17 protein-coding genes are annotated in these 17,757 nt (G+C 68.6%); 10 read left to right on the top strand and 7 right to left on the bottom strand.

Annotated elements, in window-relative coordinates; translation table 11 throughout:
* Window positions 1–226: 226 nt before the first annotated feature.
* The 4 genes from accC to AC1DYK_RS25390 all read right to left on the bottom strand — a co-directional run bounded on the left by accC (window position 227) and on the right by AC1DYK_RS25390 (window position 3,358).
* The gene (gene accC / locus AC1DYK_RS25405; RefSeq protein WP_478156937.1) at window positions 227–1,576 is read right to left on the bottom strand and encodes an acetyl-CoA carboxylase biotin carboxylase subunit; all 1,350 of its coding nucleotides are present in this window, start codon (window positions 1,574–1,576) and stop codon (window positions 227–229) included.
* 72 nt (window positions 1,577–1,648) lie between these two features.
* Entirely contained in the window at window positions 1,649–2,110 is a 462-nt protein-coding gene (accB, locus tag AC1DYK_RS25400; RefSeq protein WP_478168808.1) for an acetyl-CoA carboxylase biotin carboxyl carrier protein, read from the bottom strand.
* Window positions 2,111–2,225: 115 nt separating this feature from the next.
* Window positions 2,226–2,762, bottom strand: coding sequence for a TlpA family protein disulfide reductase (locus tag AC1DYK_RS25395; protein ID WP_478156939.1), 537 nt, complete (start codon window positions 2,760–2,762; stop codon window positions 2,226–2,228).
* Complete coding sequence (locus AC1DYK_RS25390; protein ID WP_478168807.1) at window positions 2,759–3,358, bottom strand: hypothetical protein; 600 nt, start codon at window positions 3,356–3,358, stop codon at window positions 2,759–2,761. Before AC1DYK_RS25390 ends, AC1DYK_RS25395 begins: the two co-directional genes overlap by 4 nt.
* A gap of 67 nt (window positions 3,359–3,425) precedes the next feature.
* Between AC1DYK_RS25390 and mpl the strand changes: the two genes are divergently transcribed.
* Complete coding sequence (mpl, locus tag AC1DYK_RS25385) at window positions 3,426–4,829, top strand: UDP-N-acetylmuramate:L-alanyl-gamma-D-glutamyl-meso-diaminopimelate ligase (protein ID WP_478168806.1); 1,404 nt, start codon at window positions 3,426–3,428, stop codon at window positions 4,827–4,829.
* Window positions 4,830–4,833: 4 nt separating this feature from the next.
* The gene (locus AC1DYK_RS25380) at window positions 4,834–5,334 is read left to right on the top strand and encodes a cupin domain-containing protein (protein WP_478168805.1); all 501 of its coding nucleotides are present in this window, start codon (window positions 4,834–4,836) and stop codon (window positions 5,332–5,334) included.
* Between the two features lie 46 nt (window positions 5,335–5,380).
* Here the strand turns inward: AC1DYK_RS25380 and AC1DYK_RS25375 are convergent, their stop codons facing one another.
* The 3 genes from AC1DYK_RS25375 to rodA form a co-directional block, all read right to left on the bottom strand.
* Window positions 5,381–6,499, bottom strand: a complete 1,119-nt coding sequence (locus tag AC1DYK_RS25375; protein ID WP_478168804.1) for a 3-deoxy-7-phosphoheptulonate synthase — start codon at window positions 6,497–6,499, stop codon at window positions 5,381–5,383.
* A gap of 201 nt (window positions 6,500–6,700) precedes the next feature.
* Window positions 6,701–8,161, bottom strand: a complete 1,461-nt coding sequence (tldD, locus tag AC1DYK_RS25370) for a metalloprotease TldD (protein ID WP_478091722.1) — start codon at window positions 8,159–8,161, stop codon at window positions 6,701–6,703.
* 376 nt (window positions 8,162–8,537) lie between these two features.
* Window positions 8,538–9,692, bottom strand: coding sequence for a rod shape-determining protein RodA (rodA, locus tag AC1DYK_RS25365; RefSeq protein ID WP_478168803.1), 1,155 nt, complete (start codon window positions 9,690–9,692; stop codon window positions 8,538–8,540).
* Between the two features lie 79 nt (window positions 9,693–9,771).
* Between rodA and AC1DYK_RS25360 the strand changes: the two genes are divergently transcribed.
* The 8 genes from AC1DYK_RS25360 to ruvC are packed head-to-tail and all read left to right on the top strand — an operon-like array spanning window position 9,772 to window position 17,351.
* Complete coding sequence (locus AC1DYK_RS25360; RefSeq protein ID WP_478168802.1) at window positions 9,772–10,362, top strand: YqiA/YcfP family alpha/beta fold hydrolase; 591 nt, start codon at window positions 9,772–9,774, stop codon at window positions 10,360–10,362.
* A 36-nt stretch (window positions 10,363–10,398) separates the two neighbouring features.
* Window positions 10,399–12,456, top strand: a complete 2,058-nt coding sequence (locus AC1DYK_RS25355; RefSeq protein WP_478168801.1) for a ribonuclease catalytic domain-containing protein — start codon at window positions 10,399–10,401, stop codon at window positions 12,454–12,456.
* Window positions 12,453–13,307, top strand: a complete 855-nt coding sequence (locus AC1DYK_RS25350) for an energy transducer TonB (RefSeq protein ID WP_478168800.1) — start codon at window positions 12,453–12,455, stop codon at window positions 13,305–13,307. Before AC1DYK_RS25355 ends, AC1DYK_RS25350 begins: the two co-directional genes overlap by 4 nt.
* 13 nt (window positions 13,308–13,320) lie before the next feature.
* Window positions 13,321–14,166 (top strand): shikimate dehydrogenase, encoded by an 846-nt coding sequence (gene aroE / locus AC1DYK_RS25345; RefSeq protein ID WP_478168799.1) that lies wholly within the window; start codon window positions 13,321–13,323, stop codon window positions 14,164–14,166.
* Window positions 14,163–14,912 carry a transglycosylase domain-containing protein gene (locus tag AC1DYK_RS25340; protein ID WP_478168798.1) on the top strand — a complete coding sequence of 250 codons (750 nt, stop codon included), beginning with the start codon at window positions 14,163–14,165 and terminating at the stop codon, window positions 14,910–14,912. Before aroE ends, AC1DYK_RS25340 begins: the two co-directional genes overlap by 4 nt.
* 31 nt (window positions 14,913–14,943) lie before the next feature.
* Window positions 14,944–15,720: a lysophospholipid acyltransferase family protein gene (locus AC1DYK_RS25335; protein ID WP_478168797.1), complete on the top strand. Its 777-nt coding sequence runs from the start codon at window positions 14,944–14,946 to the stop codon at window positions 15,718–15,720.
* Window positions 15,721–16,785 (top strand): phosphatidate cytidylyltransferase, encoded by a 1,065-nt coding sequence (locus tag AC1DYK_RS25330; protein WP_478168796.1) that lies wholly within the window; start codon window positions 15,721–15,723, stop codon window positions 16,783–16,785. It begins immediately after the preceding gene.
* A 17-nt stretch (window positions 16,786–16,802) separates the two neighbouring features.
* Window positions 16,803–17,351 (top strand): crossover junction endodeoxyribonuclease RuvC, encoded by a 549-nt coding sequence (gene ruvC, locus AC1DYK_RS25325; RefSeq protein ID WP_478156946.1) that lies wholly within the window; start codon window positions 16,803–16,805, stop codon window positions 17,349–17,351.
* Window positions 17,352–17,757: the final 406 nt, after the last annotated feature.

Here is a 17,757-nt window from a genome sequence, read left to right as displayed (position 1 = left end):
CCTCTCAGTTTTCCACTGCGCCCCGAGCAGCAATCCGGCAAGCGAAGCGAAGCCCCCTCGTGGAACACCGCGGAACCGGCTCCGCCGGGCCGCCGGTGTTGCCCCCGGCGAGGGGGCTGAGGGCCGCGGCTCCAAGCCTGCCGACGCAGGCTTGGACGGCCCGAAGAGCCGCTGCCTCTGGCAGCGACTCGAGGCGGCTACACGCAGTGAGCCAACCTGGGGGAGATCACCTCTTATGCGAAGCAAGCCACTCTTCGAGGTAGTGGATGTTGGTGCCGCCGCTCATGAACTTGGCGTCCACCATCAGTTCGCGGTGCAGCGCGATGTTGGTCTGGATGCCTTCGATCACCGTCTCGTTCAGCGCCGTACGCATGCGCGCCATCGCCTGTTCGCGCGTGTCGCCGTAGACGATGATCTTGCCGATCATCGAGTCGTAGTTCGGCGGCACGAAGTAGTTGGTGTAGACATGCGAATCGACCCGCACGCCCGGTCCGCCCGGCGGATGCCACATCGTGATGCGGCCCGGCGAGGGCGTGAACTTGTACGGATCCTCGGCGTTGATGCGGCACTCGATCGCGTGGCCGCGCATCTCGATCTGGCGCTGGGTGAACGGCAGCTTCTCGCCGGCCGCCACCATGATCTGCGTCTTCACGATGTCGATGCCGGTGGTGAACTCGGTCACCGGATGCTCCACCTGCACGCGGGTGTTCATCTCGATGAAGTAGAACTCGCCGTTCTCGTAGAGGAACTCGAAGGTGCCGGCACCGCGGTAGCCGATCTTCTTGCAGGCGGCCGCGCAGCGCTCGCCGATCTTCTCGATCAGCTTGCGCGGGATGCCCGGTGCCGGGGATTCCTCGATCACCTTCTGGTGGCGCCGCTGCATGGAACAGTCGCGCTCGCCCAGGTAGACCGCGTTCTTGTGCTTGTCGGCGAGGATCTGGATCTCGATGTGGCGCGGGTTCTGGAGAAATTTCTCCATGTAGACGGCCGGATTGTTGAAGGCCGCGCCGGCTTCCGCCTTGGTCATCTGGATCGCGTTGACCAGCGCCGCCTCGGTGTGGACCACGCGCATGCCGCGCCCACCGCCACCGCCCGCTGCCTTGATGATGACCGGGTAGCCGATCGCCCGCGCGATCCGCTTGTTGGTGTTGGCGTCGTCGGACAGCTCGCCCTCGGAACCCGGCACGCAGGGCACGCCGGCCTTGATCATGGTCTGCTTGGCCGACACCTTGTCGCCCATGATGCGGATCGACTCGGGCGATGGGCCGATGAACTGGAAGCCGCTCTGTTCCACGCGCTCCGCGAAATTGGCGTTCTCGCTCAGGAACCCGTAGCCCGGGTGGATGGCTTCCGAGTCGGTCACTTCCGCCGCCGAGATGATGGCGGGCATGTTCAGGTAGCTCTGCGACGAAGAGGCCGGGCCGATGCACACCGCTTCTTCGGCCAGCTTGACGTACTTGGCGTCGCGGTCGGCCTCGGAATAGACCATCACGGCCTTGATGCCGAGTTCGCTGCAGGCGCGCTGGATGCGCAGCGCGATCTCCCCGCGGTTGGCGACTAGGATTTTCTTAAACATGAGCGCCCTCGCGGCTCGATCGCGCCAACGCGCGACCACCCCGGTTCGGGACCAGTATCTTCTTGAACATGGTCACTCGATGATGAACAGGGGCTGGCCGTATTCGACCGCCTGGCCGTTCTCAGCGAGGATCTGCGTGACGGTGCCGGACTTGTCGGCCTCGATTTCGTTCAGGATCTTCATCGCCTCGATGATGCAGACGGTGTCGCCTTCCTTGACCTGGCTGCCGATCTCGACGAAGGCCGGGGCACCGGGGCTGGACGAGCGATAGAAGGTGCCGACCATGGGCGACTTGATCGCATGGCCCGTGACCACGGCTTCCACCGGAGCGGCAGCGGGCGCGGCGGCAGCGGCGGCCGGCGCAGCGGCAGGCTGGCCCGCTGCAGGCGCTGCCAGCGTCTGCACATACTGAACCGGCGCCGCGATGCCGCCCTTGACGATGCGGACCTTGCCCTCGGTTTCGGTGATTTCCAGCTCGGAAATATTGGATTCGGACACCAGGTCGATCAGTGTCTTGAGCTTGCGTAGATCCATGGGACTCCAGCGCCGGCTTTGCCGGTCATTTGAATTTAACTCGCCTGAAGATCCGGTTATTTCGGCGTTTCAACGCCAACTACCGGATTTGTAGGGGCTGGATTCTAGCCGCGAACTAGGCCCGCCGCCACGACTGCAGGTCGCCGGCGTCGAGCTGGCCCATTTTACGCGCGACGACCGCGCCGCCCGAATCCACCACCAGGGTGTAGGGCAGGCCACCCGCAGTATTGCCCAGTTGCTTGACCAGCTCCGTGCCTTGCAGGCCGGCGAGCCCGATCGGATAGCTGACCGGCGTCTTGAGCAGGAACTTGCGCACCGCGCTGGGCTGATCGATGGCCAAACCCACCACTTGCCAGCCGTTGCCGCGCATTTCGCGGAAGAAAGCGTCGATCACCGGCATTTCCTCGACGCATGGCGGGCACCAGGTGGCCCAGAAATTGAGCACCAGGGGCTTGCCGCGAAGCCCTTCGAACAGCAGTTCCCCACCCTCGGGCCGCTCGAAACGCTGCGCCCAGAACGCCTCGTCGAGCCGCTTCCCGTCGCCCTTTTCGTCCCGATGCTGCCGCCACCAGGCGCCGCCGATCCCGGCGGCGGCCGCAACTGCAGCCACGCCACCGTAGAGCCAGCCACGGCGTGTAGGGTTCGAACTCATCCACCATCCTTTTCTTTTTCCATCAGGCGCCGCAATGCCGCGAGGTTGCCGCGCGGCACACGCCCCTGGGTGTCGGGCTTGAGCGCTCCGCGCAGGTCGTCCAGATCGTAGACCAGCAGGTGGACCCCGATCTCCTCGCCCAGCGCCCGACTGGCCGCATGCACGCTGAGCGCCTCCACCTGCTCGCCGTGGAAGCCGGTGACCATGCGCGGCTCGTAGTCCACGTGGTGATCGATCAGCGCGATCTCGGCCGATTTGGAGTCGTCGCAAAACAGCTGGATGTAGATGTCGGACAACCGGGTCGCCGTGCCGTGCCAGACGGCGCCGCCGACGTGCGGCCGGAACTGCGCCATGCGTTCCATCCATTCGAGCGCCAGCAGGCGCAGCGCGTGGAGCTCCTGCGGCTGGGTATCGGCGCAGAAGAGCTGGATGTAGTCGCGGACTTCGGCCTCGACCTCATCGTTGTTCGGCAGCGCGGTGCGCACGGGCAACCCGAGGTCGCGCAGCGCACGGCGCTTGGCGGGCCCGTATTCCAGCCCCTCCTCGACCACGAGGCGGGCCGCGACGGCGGCGATTTCCTGCTTCGACGTGTCCATCGGACCATTTTGCCCGCTCTGCGCCGCTTGCAAACGGATGGCCCCTGCGCATCCCTAGAATCGACCGATGCACATTCACATTCTCGGCATCTGCGGCACCTTCATGGGGGGTGTGGCGGCACTTGCGCGCGAAGCCGGCCACCGGGTGACCGGCTGCGACGCCGGCGTCTATCCGCCGATGAGCGACCAGCTCCGGGCGCTCGGCATCGACCTGATCGAGGGCTTCGGCGCCGACCAGCTGGCCCTGAAGCCGGACATCTTCGTGGTCGGCAACGTGGTTTCCCGCGTCCGGCAGACCGACGGCGGGCCGAAGTTCCCGCTCATGGAAGCCATCCTCGACGCCGGCGCCGCCTACACCAGCGGGCCGCAATGGCTGGCCGAGCACGTGCTGCAGGGCCGGCACGTGCTGGCCGTCGCCGGCACTCACGGCAAGACCACCACCACCTCGATGCTGGCCTGGATCCTCGAGCGCGCCGGTCGGGCGCCCGGTTTCCTGGTCGGCGGCGTGCCGCTGGATTTCGGCGTTTCGGCGCGGCTGGGCGCGGATGTGGCTGCTCCCTTCGTGATTGAAGCCGACGAATACGACACGGCGTTCTTCGACAAGCGCAGCAAGTTCGTCCACTACCGCCCGCGCACAGCGATCCTGAACAACCTCGAGTTCGACCACGCCGACATCTTCGACGACCTGGCGGCGATCGAGCGGCAGTTCCATCACCTGGTGCGCACGGTCCCGGGCCAGGGACGGGTGGTGGTCAACGCCACCGAGGAGAGCCTGCAGCGCGTGCTGGCCCAGGGCTGCTGGAGCGAGCTCGCGCGCTTCGGCGCCGGCGGCGAATGGCAGGCTTCGGGCCCGCACGATGCCTTCGACGTGCTGCGCCGGGGCGAGCGCGTGGGCCGGGTCGAATGGGCGCTGTCCGGCCTGCACAACCAGATGAATGGCCTGGCGGCGATCGCGGCCGCCGAGCATGTGGGCGTCGCGCCCGCGGCCGCGGCCGATGCCCTGGCGAGCTTTCGCAACGTGCGCCGGCGCATGGAACTGCGCGGCAGCGTGGAGCGCGCCCCCGGAACGATCACGGTCTACGACGATTTCGCGCACCACCCGACCGCGATCCGCACCACGCTCGACGGCCTGCGCCAGAAGCTCGATGCCGCCGGCCGGAAGCAGGATCGCATCCTTGCGGTCTTCGAGCCGCGCAGCAACACCATGAAGCTCGGCACCATGGCAGCCCAGTTGCCCTGGAGTCTGGAGGCGGCCGACCTGTCGTTCTGCCACAGCGGCGGTCTCGACTGGGACGCAGCGGCGGCGCTGGCGCCGATGGGCGACCGGGCCCAGGTGGCGGATGCCATCGATCCGCTGGTCGCGCAGGCGGCGGCGGCGGCACGCGCCGGCGATCACATCGTCTGCATGAGCAACGGCGGCTTCGGCGGCGTGCACGAAAAGCTCATTTCCGCTCTCCGCGCGCGAGAATGAGGCCATGCGCGCCCGCCAGCTCATCGAGACCCTCCAGCTGCAGCCCCACCCCGAGGGCGGCTGGTTCCGCGAGATGTTCCGCTCGGCCGCGCAGGTGCTGCCGGCCGACGGACGGCCGGCGCGCGATGCGCTCACCACCATCTACTACCTGCTCGAAGCACAGCAGCACTCGCGCTGGCACCGGGCGCAGTCCGACGAGGTCTGGATCCACCTCGAGGGCGCACCCCTGGCGTTGTGGACCAGCGATGCGGCGCTGCGTACACCGCCCGCTCATCTGCGGCTCGGACCGGTGGACGTCCACGGCACGCGGCCCCAGCACACCGTGCCGGCCGGCCAGTGGCAGGCAGCACGGCCGATCGTGGCAGCGGCGGGCGACGACTACACGCTGGTGAGCTGCACCGTGGGTCCGGGCTTCGACTTCGACGATTTCGCCTTCATGCGGCCCGATGGCGACGAGGCGGCGCTGCTGCGCCACCACTGGCCCGATCTGGCGGCGCTGATCTGATCCCCTGATCCAGACCGGCGCCGGGCCGCCACCGGGCGGCCGACGTTCAGCGTCGGCGCTTCTTGACCGCGTGCGCCAGCAGCTCCAGCACCTGGGTCGAATCTTCCCAGCCCAGGCAGGCGTCGGTGATGCTCTGGCCGTATTCCAGCGCCGAGATCGCGTCCTTGCCCGCCGTGAACTTCTGCGCCCCGGCCTTCAGGTGGCTCTCGACCATCAGGCCGAACACGCTGTGGCTGCCGCCGGCGATCTGGTCGGCGATGTCCCGCGCGACGTCGATCTGCTTGTGGTGCTGCTTGCTGCTGTTGGCGTGGCTGCAGTCGACCATCAGCTTGGGCGGCAGCTTGGCGGCCTCGAGGTCCTTGCAGGCCGCCGCGACGCTGGCCGCGTCGTAGTTGGGCGCCTTGCCGCCGCGCAGGATCACGTGGCAATCCTTGTTGCCCTTGGTCTGCACGATCGCCACCTGGCCGTTCTTGTGCACAGAGAGGAAATGGTGGCCGCGCGCCGCCGCCTGGATGGCGTCGGTGGCGATGCGGATGTTGCCGTCGGTGCCGTTCTTGAAGCCGATCGGCGCCGACAGGCCCGAGGCCAGTTCGCGGTGCACCTGGCTCTCGGTGGTGCGGGCGCCGATGGCGCCCCAGGAGATCAGGTCACCGATGTACTGCGGCGAGATCACGTCGAGGAACTCGCTGCCCGCCGGCAGGCCCAGGCGGTTGATGTCGATCAGCAGTTGGCGCGCGATGCGCAGGCCCTCGTCGATGCGGAAGCTCTCGTCGAGGTAGGGATCGTTGATCAGGCCCTTCCAGCCCACCGTGGTCCGCGGCTTCTCGAAATAGACCCGCATCACGATCTCGAGCGTGCCGGCGTACTTCTCGCGCTCGGCCTTCAGGCGGCGCGCGTAGTCGAGCGCGGCGGCCGGGTCGTGGATCGAGCAGGGGCCCATGATCACCAGCAGCCGGTCGTCCTTGCCGGCCATGATGTTGTGGATCGCGTGGCGGGTGCCGGTGATCAGCGATTCCACCGGCGTCCCGGCGATCGGGAAGAAGCGGATCAGATGTTCGGGGGGAGGCAACACAGTGATGTCCTTGATGCGTTCGTCGTCGGTCCTGCTGGTTTTTTCGACGTTCGCATACCAGGTGTCGCTGGGCGGGGCGGCTTTCGTGCTCATCTGTGCTTCCTTGGAGAGGTCTGGATTTCGTGAGGCAATAAAAAAACCGCCGGGCTTGTGGCACCGGCGGTTCTGGGAGGTTCTGCTTGTCTGCTTGCTTTACGCGCGCGCCTCTCGTCCGCCGGAAACCGGGAACCAAAAGAAGGCAAAGTAATAAGCGCGGGAGGCAGACATGGACGGCAACTTTAGCACAGGAAATGCTCAGGCCGTTCCGCCGACTGTCAATCCGTCGATGCGCAGCGTTGGCTGGCCGACGCCGACCGGCACGCTCTGGCCCTCCTTGCCGCAGGTGCCGACGCCCGAATCGAGCGCCATGTCGTTGCCGATCATCGTGACCCGCGTGAGCGCGTCGGGGCCGTTGCCGACGATCGTCGCGCCCTTCACCGGGTACTGGATCTTGCCGTTCTCGACCCAGTAGGCCTCGCTGGCCGAGAAGACGAACTTGCCGCTCGTGATGTCGACCTGGCCGCCGCCGAAGTTGGTGGCGTAGAGGCCCTTCTTGATGCTGGCGACGATTTCCGCGGGGACGCGGTCGCCGCCCAGCATGTACGTGTTGGTCATGCGCGGCATCGGCGCATGGGCGTAGCTCTCGCGGCGGCCGTTGCCGGTGGGCTTGGCCTTCATCAGCCGGGCGTTGAGCGAATCCTGGATGTAGCCCTTGAGGATGCCGTCCTCGATCAGCACGTTGCGCTGGGTCGCGTTGCCCTCGTCGTCGACATTGAGCGAACCGCGGCGGTCGGCGATGGTGCCGTCGTCGAGCACCGTGACGCCCTTGGCCGCGACGCGCTGGCCGATGCGCCCCGAGAAGGCGCTCGACCCCTTGCGGTTGAAATCGCCTTCGAGCCCGTGGCCGATAGCCTCGTGCAACAGGATGCCCGGCCACCCCGGGCCGAGCACCACCGTCATCTCGCCCGCCGGCGCGGGCCGGGAATCGAGGTTGGTCAGCGCCGACTTGACGGCCTGGTCCACATATTCCGCGATGTGCTCGTCATCGAAGTACGCCAGGCCGAAACGGCCGCCGCCGCCGCCGGAACCGACTTCGCGGCGACCGTTCTGCTCAGCGATCACCGTCACCGACAGCCGCACCAGCGGCCGCACGTCGGCGGCCAGGGTGCCGTCGGCGCGCGCCACCAGCACCACGTCGTATTCGCTCGCCAGGCCGGCCATGACCTGGGCCACGCGCGGGTCGCGCGAGCGCGCAAGTTGCTCGACCTTCTCGAGCAGCTTGACCTTGGCGGTGCTGTCGAGCGTCGAGATCGGGTCGACGCCGTTGTAGAGCGAGCGGCTGGCCGCGATCTTGCGCGTCGGCGCCTTGACCCGCGCGGTCTTGCCGGCGGCCGAGATGCTGCGCACCGTGCGCGCGGCATCGAGCAGCGAAGCTTCCGAAATGTCGTCCGAATAGGCGAAGGCGGTTTTCTCGCCGCTGACCGCGCGCACGCCGACACCCTGGTCGATGCTGAAGCTGCCGGTCTTGACGATGCCCTCCTCGAGGCTCCAGCCCTCGCTGCGGGTGTACTGGAAGTAGAGGTCGGCGTCGTCCACCTGGTGCGCCTTGATCTCCGCGAGCGCACGCGAGAGGTGCGATTCGTCGAGGCCGAAGGGCGTGAGCAGGAGCTGTTGCGCCGTGGCGAGGCGCTCGATGGTGGGTTCGCGGGAAATCATCAGAACATTCTAGGCTCCCCCCCAGGTTGCCCGGCACTTCGTGTCCGGGCGCCCACCCCCTGCCGGGGGCAACACCGGCGGCCCGGCAAAGCCGGTTCCGCGGTGGCACTGTTGCTCGCCCCCAGGTTGCCCCGCACTTCGTGTCGGGGCGCCCACCCCCTACCGGGGGCAACACCAGCGGCCCGGCGAAGCCGGTTCCGCGGTGTTTCACCAACGGGCCGGGCTGCGCCGGCCGGTGAATACTGGCGCTGTGTTTGTTCGACGGCTGCGCGCGGCGCGTCTGTTCGGGGGCTGCCGCGGAACCGGCTTTGCCGGGCCGCTGACTGCGCCCCCTGAAAGGGGGTGGGCGGCTACACGCAGTGAGCCAACCTGGGGGTCAGCTCTGCATCATTCGCTTGGCGCGGGAGATGGACATCAGGATGCCCAGCCCCAGCCCCAGCGTGACCATGGCCGTGCCGCCATAGCTGATGAAAGGCAGCGGCACCCCCACCACCGGCAGGATGCCGCTCACCATGCCCATGTTCACGAAGGCATAGGTGAAGAAGATCATCGTGACCGCGCCGGCCAGCAGCCGGGAGAACAGCGTCGGCGCATCGAGCGCGATCGCCAGTCCGCGGAAGATCAGGAAGATGAAGGCCGCGATCAGCGCCAGATTGCCGGCCAGCCCGAACTCCTCGGAGTAGGCCGCGAAGATGAAGTCGGTGGTGCGCTCGGGAATGAACTCCAGATGCGTCTGCGTGCCCTGCATGAAGCCCTTGCCGCCGAGGCCGCCCGAGCCGATCGCGATCATGCCCTGGATGATGTGGAAGCCCTTGCCGAGCGGGTCCTTGGTCGGGTCCAGCAGCGTGCAGACGCGCTGCTTCTGGTATTCGTGCAGGATCTTCCAGTCGAAACCGTTGGCGCACAGCGTCGACTCGAAGCCGACGATCAGCGCCACCGCGACGATGCCGATCAGGACCGGCGGCACGATCAGCTTCCACGACAGGCCGGCGAAGAAGATCACCGACAGGCCGGTGGCCAGCACCAGCAGCGCGGTGCCGAGGTCGGGCTGCTTCATGATCAGGCCGACCGGCACCGCCAGCAGCACCGTCGCGACGACGAAGTCGAGCGGCCGCAGCTGCCCCTCCCGACGCTGGAACCACCAGGACAGCATCAGCGGCATCGCGATCTTGAGGATCTCGCTGGGCTGGATCACGACACCGACGTTGATCCAGCGCTGGGCGCCCTTCTTGGTGATGCCGAACAGCGCCACCGCCACCAGCAGCGCCACGCCGAAGGTGTAGATCGGCACCGCCAGCGTCATCAGGCGCTGCGGCGGCACCTGCGCCACCACGAACATGATGAAGCCGGCCAGCAGCATGTTGCGACCGTGGTCGACGAAGCGGGAGCCATGGTCGTAGCCGGACGAATACATGGTCAGCATGCCGGCGCAGGCCAGCAGCAGCACGGCAAAGGCGAGAAAACCGTCGAAGCCCTGGAACACGGGCAACAGGCGCCGCGCGAGCGAAGGTTGATGGAAGACGGCCGACATGGGCCGCGATTATCGACGCCCGGAGCCTCGCCGACGGGCTCCAGGGGCCATTTTCGGCCGAGTTCCGGATAATCGCGACATGCCGCCCACCACCCACCTGCTCTATCTGCACGGCTTTCGCTCGTCGCCCCGGTCCACCAAGGCCAGCCAGATGGCCCGGCGCGTGGCCAGCCAGCACCCGAACCTGCACTGGTGGTGCCCGCAGCTGCCGCCTTCGCCGCGCGAGGCGATCGCGCTCGTGATGGGTGGCATCGCCGGCTGGCCGCGCAGCTCGATGGCGGTCGTCGGCTCCTCGCTCGGCGGCTTCTATGCCACCTATGTGACAGCCACCACCTATTGCCGGGCGGTGCTGCTCAACCCGGCGGTGGACCCGGCGCGCGACCTGGTGCGCCACATCGGCGATCAGACCCTCTGGCACGATCCGGCGGAGCACTTCCATTTCCGGCCCGAATACATCGGCGAGCTGCGCGCGCTCGAGGTCGGGCCGCTGGACCGGCCCGAGCAGGTGTTCGCGATCATCGCCAAGGGCGACGAGGTGCTCGACTGGCGCGACATGTCGGACCGCTATCCGGGCAGCCGGCTGAAGATCCTGGAGGGCGGCGACCATGCCCTGTCGGATTTCGAGACGCAGCACCTGGACGAGGTCCTTGCCTTCATCGAACCGGCCTGACGGCCCGCCGCAGCCGCGCATGGGAGAATCCGCCCCATGTTTGTATTGTTCGAAGAAGCCGGCAAATACCTGGGCGGCCGCGTCCTGTCGGAGGCCGAAGCCTCGGCACAGGTGGAGCTCGAGACCGGCAAGCGGGTCAAGGTCAAGGGCGCCAACATCGTGCTGCGCTTCGAGAAACCCTCGCCGGCCGAGCTGATCGCCGAGGGCCGCGCGCTCGCGGCCACGGTCGATCTCGACCTGGCCTGGGAGTTCGCGCCCGAGGGCGAATTCGGCTTCGACGAGCTGGCCACAGAGTACTTCCAGGCCCGTCCGACGCTGGTGCAGCAGGCGGCGGCGCTGCTGGCCCTGTTCGAGGCGCCACACTACTTCCGCCGCGCCGGCAAGGGCCGCTTCAAGAAGGCGCCGGCCGAGATCATCCAGCAGGCGCTGGCCGCGATCGAGAAGAAAAAGCTCGTGCAGGCCCAGATCACCGAATGGGCCGGCCAGCTGGCCGCCGGCGTTTGCCCGGCCCCGGTGCGCGAGCAGCTGTTCAAGATCCTGTTCCGCCCCGACAAGAACGCGCCCGAATACAAGGCCGTCGTCGATGCCGCCCGCGCCACCCAGCGCCCGCCGCTCGAGCTGCTGAAGCAGGCCGGCGCCATCGACTCGGCCTACCAGTTCCACTGGCGCCGCTTCCTGTTCGAGAACTTCCCCAAGGGCACCGGCTTCCCGTCGCTGCAGCCGCCGGTCATCGCCGACGAACTGCCGCTGGCCGACGTGCAGGCCTTCTCGATCGACGACTCGCACACCACCGAGATCGACGATGCACTCTCGGTGCAGGGGCTTGGCAGCGGCACGGTGGTGGTCGGCATCCACATCGCGGCGCCGGGGCTGGCCCTGGTGCCCGGCAGCGCGATCGACCAGGTGGCGCGCGCCCGCATGTCGACCGTCTACATGCCGGGCCACAAGATCACGATGCTGCCCGACCACGTGGTCGAGGCCTACACGCTGCAGGAAGGGCGTGACTGCCCGGCGGTCTCGCTCTACGCGACCTTCGACGAGCAGACGCTGGCGCTCAAGGGCACCGAAACCCGGCTCGAACGGGTGCCGATCGTCGCCAACCTGCGCCATGACCAGCTCGACACGGTCATCACCCAGCCCTGGCTGGAAGACGCTTCGGCCGGCGCCGCGGAAACGCCCGCGATGCTGGCCCCGCTGCGCGCGCCGCTGTCCTTCCTGTTCCGGCTGGCGAAGCAGCTGAAGGCGCAGCGCGAGGTGGTGCGCGGCAAGCCCGAGAACTTCAGCCGGCCCGACTACACCTTCCGCCTGGTCGGCAACGACGGCGAACCGACCGGCAACGAGCCGGTGCAGATCGGCACCCGCCAGCGCGGCGCGCCGCTGGACCTGATCGTCTCCGAGGCCATGATCCTGGCCAACAGCAGCTGGGGCGGCTGGCTCGGCGAGCTCGGCGTACCCGGCCTCTACCGCAGCCAGGCCAGCCTGGCGCCCGGCATCAAGGTGCGCATGGGCACGCGGGCGCTGCCGCACGCCGGCCTCGGCGTGAAGAGCTACGCCTGGAGCACCTCGCCGCTGCGCCGCTACACCGACCTCGTGAACCAGTGGCAGATCATCGCGGCCGCGCGCCACGGCAAGACCGCCGCGCTGGCGGCGCCGTTCAAGCCCAAGGACGCCGACCTGTTCTCGATCCTGTCGGGCTTCGACGCCGCCTACAGCACCTACAACGCGCACCAGGGCGGCATGGAGCGCTTCTGGACGCTCAAGTACCTGCAGCAGCAGGGCATCACCGAACTCGAGGCCACGCTGATCAAGGACGTGCCCAACGGCGCGCTGGCGCGGGCCGACACGCTGCCGCTGGTGCTCATGGTGACCGGCACGCAGGGGCTGCAGCGCGGCGCGCGGGTGCGCGTGCGGCTCGGCGAGGTCGACGAGATCGCGCTCGACGTCCACGGCACGGTCATCGAGCGCCTCGATGCCGCGCCCGCCGATGCGCAGGCCGAGGACGAAAGCGGCGAGGACGAGGAAGTCGCCGGCCCGATCGCCATCGCTGTCGACCTGGCCGACAGCGAGGCCGCACCGGAGAACGCGCCGGCATGAACCTGCGCGACCTCAGCACGCTGCAGATCGCGCTCGGCGTGTCGATCGTCGCGCACGCGGTCCTGCTGGCGGTCCGCATCGTCGACCCGGAGTCCTTCAACCGCGTCTTCAAGGAGACGCCGCTCGAGGTGATCCTGGTCAACGCCAGGAGCAACGAGCGCCCGGACAAGGCCAAGGCCATCGCCCAGGCCTCGCTGGCCGGCGGCGGCGACCTCGACCGCGGGCGCGCCACCAGCCCGCTGCCGCCGTCCACCTTCACCGCGATCGGCGACGCGACGGAGGACGCCCAGCGCCAGGTCGAGGCGATGCAGCAGCAGCAGATGATGCTGCTGGCCCAGATCAAGCAGCAGCTGGCCAGTATGCCGGTGCCCGATCCGCGCGCCCAGGGCAACCCGAGCGAAGCCGCGGCGCGCGAGGAGAAGCGGCGCCAGCTGGTCGAGCTGCTGGCCGAGATCGAACGCCGCGTGAACGAGGAGAACGCCCGGCCCAAGAAGCGCTACATCAGCCCGGCCACGCGCGAGGCGGCCTATGCGGCCTACGTGGACGCGCTGCGCCGCAAGATCGAGGTGCGCGGCACCGAGAACTTCCCCGAGGCCGCCGGCAAGAAGCTGTACGGCGAACTGACCATGATGGTGACCGTCAACCACGACGGCAAGATCCTCTCGACCGACATCGTCGAGAGCTCGGGCGACCGGACGCTGGACCGGCGCGCGCAGGCGATCGTGCGCAGCATCGGCGGCTTCGGCAAGTTCACCGACGCGATGCGCCGGCAGACCGACCAGATCGTGCTGCCCTCGCGCTTCAAGTTCACCCGCGACGAGACGCTGGAGACCCAGCTCTCGTCCAGATAACGAGCAACCCGACATGACCGACCTGTACTGCGTGATGGGCCATCCGGTCGAGCACAGCCGCTCGCCCTGGATTCATGCGCGCTTCGCCGAACTGACCGGCCAGGCCCTGGACTACGGCCGCCGGCTGGCGCCGCTCGACGATTTCGCCGGCGCGGTGGCGGCCTTCCGCGCCGATGCCGCAGGCACGGCGCGCGGCTGCAACGTCACGGTGCCGTTCAAGTTCGAGGCCGCCGCGCTGTGTCAGCACCTGACGCCGCGCGCCGCGCTGGCGAAGGCGGTCAACGTGCTGAGCTTTCGCGACGACGGCGTGTACGGCGACAACAGCGACGGCATCGGCCTGGTCAACGACATCCGGATCCACGCGGGCGTTGTGCTCACAGGCAGCGAACTTCTGCTGCTGGGCGCGGGCGGCGGCGCGGCCGGCGTGCTCGGGCCGCTGCTGGAAGCCGGCCCGCGCCGGGTCGTGGTGGCCAATCGCACGCTGGCCAAGGCGATCGCGCTGGTGCAGCGCCACGCGGCGCTGGCGCTGCAGCACCACGTCACGCTCGAGGCACAGGCGCTCGACGGCGTGCCGGGCCGCTTCGACGTGCTGGTGAATGCCACGGCCTCGAGCCTGGCCGGCGGCGAGGTCCCGGTGGCGGCCAGCGTGTTGAAGCCGGGCGCGCTGGCGGTCGACATGATGTACGGGCCGGCCGCGGCGGGCTTCATGGACTGGGCGCGCGCCCACGGTGCCGTGCCGCGCGACGGACTCGGGATGCTGGTCGAGCAGGCGGCCGAGGCCTTCGAGATCTGGCGCGGCGTGCGGCCGCCGACCGCACCGGTGCTGGCCGAACTGCGCGCTCTCGTCGAGGCCCGGTGAGGGCCGTTCTGCGCTGGTTCGGCTGCGTGCTGATCGCAGCCTTCGCGCTGCAGCTCTTCTTCATCCTGCGGATTGCCGCGATGGCGGTGATCGACCCCCAGTCGACCGCGTTCCAGCGCTCCGAAGCCTGGCAGCTCGCGACCCGGGGGCGCAGCAACGGCGAACGCGAATGGCGCCAGCAGTGGGTGCCCTACAGCCAGATCTCGGACTCGCTCAAGCGCGCCGTGATCGCCAGCGAGGACAGCGAGTTCGTCTACCACCAGGGCGTGGAGTGGGAGGCGATCGAGCGCGCCCGCCAACGCAATGCCAAGGCCGAGGAAATCGCCGCAAGGCGCGCCGCGCAATTGCGCGCCCGCGGCAAGGAGCCGCGCCCGGCCCAGTTGCGCGGCGGCTCGACCATCACGCAGCAGCTGGCCAAGAACCTGCTGCTCTCGGGCGAGCGCACGATGCTGCGCAAGAGCCAGGAGCTGGTGCTGGCCACCGCGCTCGAAGTGCTGCTGTCGAAGGAGCGGATCCTCGAGATCTACCTCAACAACGTCGAATGGGGCGAAGGCATCTTCGGTGCCGAGGCTGCCGCTCAGCACTACTTCAGGAAGCCTGCTTCGCGGCTCGGCACGCAAGAGGCGGCGCGTCTCGCGGTGATGCTCCCAAGCCCGAAATTCTTCGAGCGCCGGCAAGGCTCGGCCTATCTTGCGAGCCGATCGGGCACGATCGCCGCGCGCATGCCGTCCGCAGAACTGCCCTGAGCCGCGGCACCCGGCCCGTATCATCGGCAACATGCTTGCAAAGTTCACGGGGTGGGGATTGCTGGCCTTGATCCGGCTGCTCACCGGCGCCCAGGCGCGCTGGTGGGGCTGTCCCCCCAAGGCCGAGCAGCGCATCTACTTCGCCAACCACCAGAGCCATCTCGACCTGGTCATGATCTGGGCCGCCCTGCCCGAGGAGCTACGCAGCATCACGCGGCCGATCGCGGCGCGCGACTACTGGGCCAACACGCCGTTCAAGCGCTGGATCACGACCGAGGTGTTCAACGCGATCTATGTGGAGCGCGGCGGTGGCGCGGCAACGGTGCCGCCCACGGCACCGCCCGCCGAGCGGATCGAGCCATCGTTCGACGACGCGCCGGGGCATGCCGCGCAGCTCGAGATGCCGTTGCTGCAGCCGATGCCCGAACCCGGGCCAACGCCCGCACCCGAGCCGCCTCCCGCCCCCCCGGGCAGCGCGGAGGCGCTCGCCCCGCTGCAGCCGCTGATCGAGGCGCTGCAGAGCGGCGACTCGATCATCATCTTCCCCGAGGGCACGCGCGGCCACACGGGCGAGCCGCAGAAGTTCAAGTCGGGCCTCTTCACGCTGGCCCAGCTGTTCCCGGAGGCGGTGCTGGTGCCGGCCTGGATCGACAACGTGCAGCGCGTGATGCCCAAGGGCGAGGTGGTGCCGGTGCCGATCCTGTGCTCGGTCACCTTCGGCGCGCCGATCCGCCTCGAAGACGGCGAGGAGCGCCGCCCCTTCCTCGACCGGGCGCGCGCAGCGGTGGTCGCGCTGCGGGATGTCTAGATGAACCAGTACCTGCGCAACCTTTCTCCGACCCACCAGGTCGCAGCGCTGTTCGTGATCGTCTTCGGTCTGCTCGTCATCGTCAGCACGGTGGCCTTCATGCTGAGCTTCAGGGAGCGCCGCAATCCGGTCCACGACGAGATCTGGCAGCGCGAGCTGCACCATTTCCGCACGCTGCTGCGCACCACCTGGTTCATGGCGGTGGTGTTCTGGATCGGCTGGGCCCTGGGCGAGACCGTGGCGACGCTGCTGTTCGCACTGATCGCCTTCCTGGCGCTGCGCGAGTTCATCACCCTGTCGCCGACCCGGCGCGGCGACCACCGAAGCCTGATCCTGGCCTTCTTCGTGGTGCTGCCGATCCAGTTCTGGCTCGTCGCGACCGCACACTTCAACCTCTTCACGGTGTTCATCCCGGTCTACGTCTTCCTCGCGATCCCGGTGGTGAGCGCGCTGGCCGACGACCCGAGCCACTTCCTCGAGCGCAACGCCAAGCTGCAGTGGGGCATCATGGTCTGCGTCTACGGCATGAGCCACGTGCCGGCGCTGCTGCTGCTGTCGTTCCCGGGCTACGAGGGCAAGAGCGCCTTCCTGGTGTTCTTCCTGGTGTTCGTGGTCCAGACCTGCATGCTGGTGCAGCACCTGGTCTCGCGGCGCAAGGCGATGCCGCCGGAAGGCGCGCCGCCACCGCCCCAGCCCCCGGGCTGGCTGGGCGCGATCCGGCACCGCCTCTTCATGCAGGAGCCCTTCGCGCCGCACGTGAGCCGCAGCTTCAACTGGACCAGCTGGGCGCTCGGCATGGCGATCGCGAGCGTGGTCGGGGCGCTGTTCTCCTTCATCACGCCTTTCAAATTCGGCCAGGCGCTCGCGGTGTCGCTGATCGCCTGCGTGGCCGGCTCGATGGGGCATCTCGTGATGAAGGCGCTCAAGCGCGACCGCGGCATTCCCAACTGGGGCCGGCGCGGCGTCGGCGTGACCGGCGCCAACGGCCTGCTCGACCGGGTCGATGCCCTCTGCTTCGCGGCGCCCGTGTTCTTCCACGCGGTGCGCTGGTACTTCGACGCCTGAAGGCCCGGACCCGACGCATGCGCATCCTCGGCATCGACCCCGGACTGCAGACCACCGGCTTCGGCGTGGTCGACGTGGACGGCCACGCGCTGCGCTATGTCGCCAGCGGCACCATCAGCACGCGGCACCTGGGCACCGGCGAGCTGCCGGCGCGGCTCAAGGTGCTGTTCGACGGCATCGGCGAGATCACGGCCCGCTACCAGCCCGACGCGGCCGCGGTGGAGATCATTTTCGTCAACGTCAATCCGCAGTCCACGCTGCTGCTGGGGCAGGCCCGCGGCGCCTGCCTGACGGCGCTGGTGACCCGCAACCTCGCGGTCTCGGAATACACGGCGCTGCAGATGAAGCAGGCGGTGGCCGGACATGGCCGGGCCGCCAAGGCGCAGGTGCAGGAGATGGTGAAGCGGCTGCTGCACCTGCCCGGGTTGCCCGGGAGCGACGCCGCGGACGCGCTGGGGATCGCGATCACGCATGCGCACGTGGGCGCCTCGCTGGCGCGGCTGGGACAGGCGACCGTGCTCGGGCGCAGTACCAGCGGGCGGTATCGGGACGGGCGGACGCGGTAGCGGCAACGGCAACGGCAACGGGCGTATTCGAAAGAGAACGTGCACGCTTGCTATGCCCGCCCGGCACGCGGTACGGGCCAGTCGACCCCACTGCGCCGGCCCTTCGGGCTGCCTTGCGGTGCTCGCCTTTCGCGGGGTCTCGCTCAAACTCGCCTTCGGCTCAAACAGTCGCGAGCCCTGATCCGCGAAAGGCTGCGCTCCTCAGCGGCGCAGAGGGGATCGCCCGTCCCGCACCGCATGCCGGGCTCGGGGGGTGTTCGATCACCGGCGGCGTCTCCAACGCCAATGCAACCCCAACCTGTCCACGGCGGTGGGCGGTATGCCCCGGGCCGGCCGTTGAGGCACCGCCGAGCAGCGCAGCGGTGCGCGGATCAGGGCTCGCGACTGTTTGAGTGGAGCGCAGCGG

It is taken from the genome of Variovorax sp. P2_H12 (genome assembly GCF_056403395.1).
Note: the sequence above shows the minus strand (reverse complement) of the source record. Positions and strands in the feature narration are given on the sequence as shown.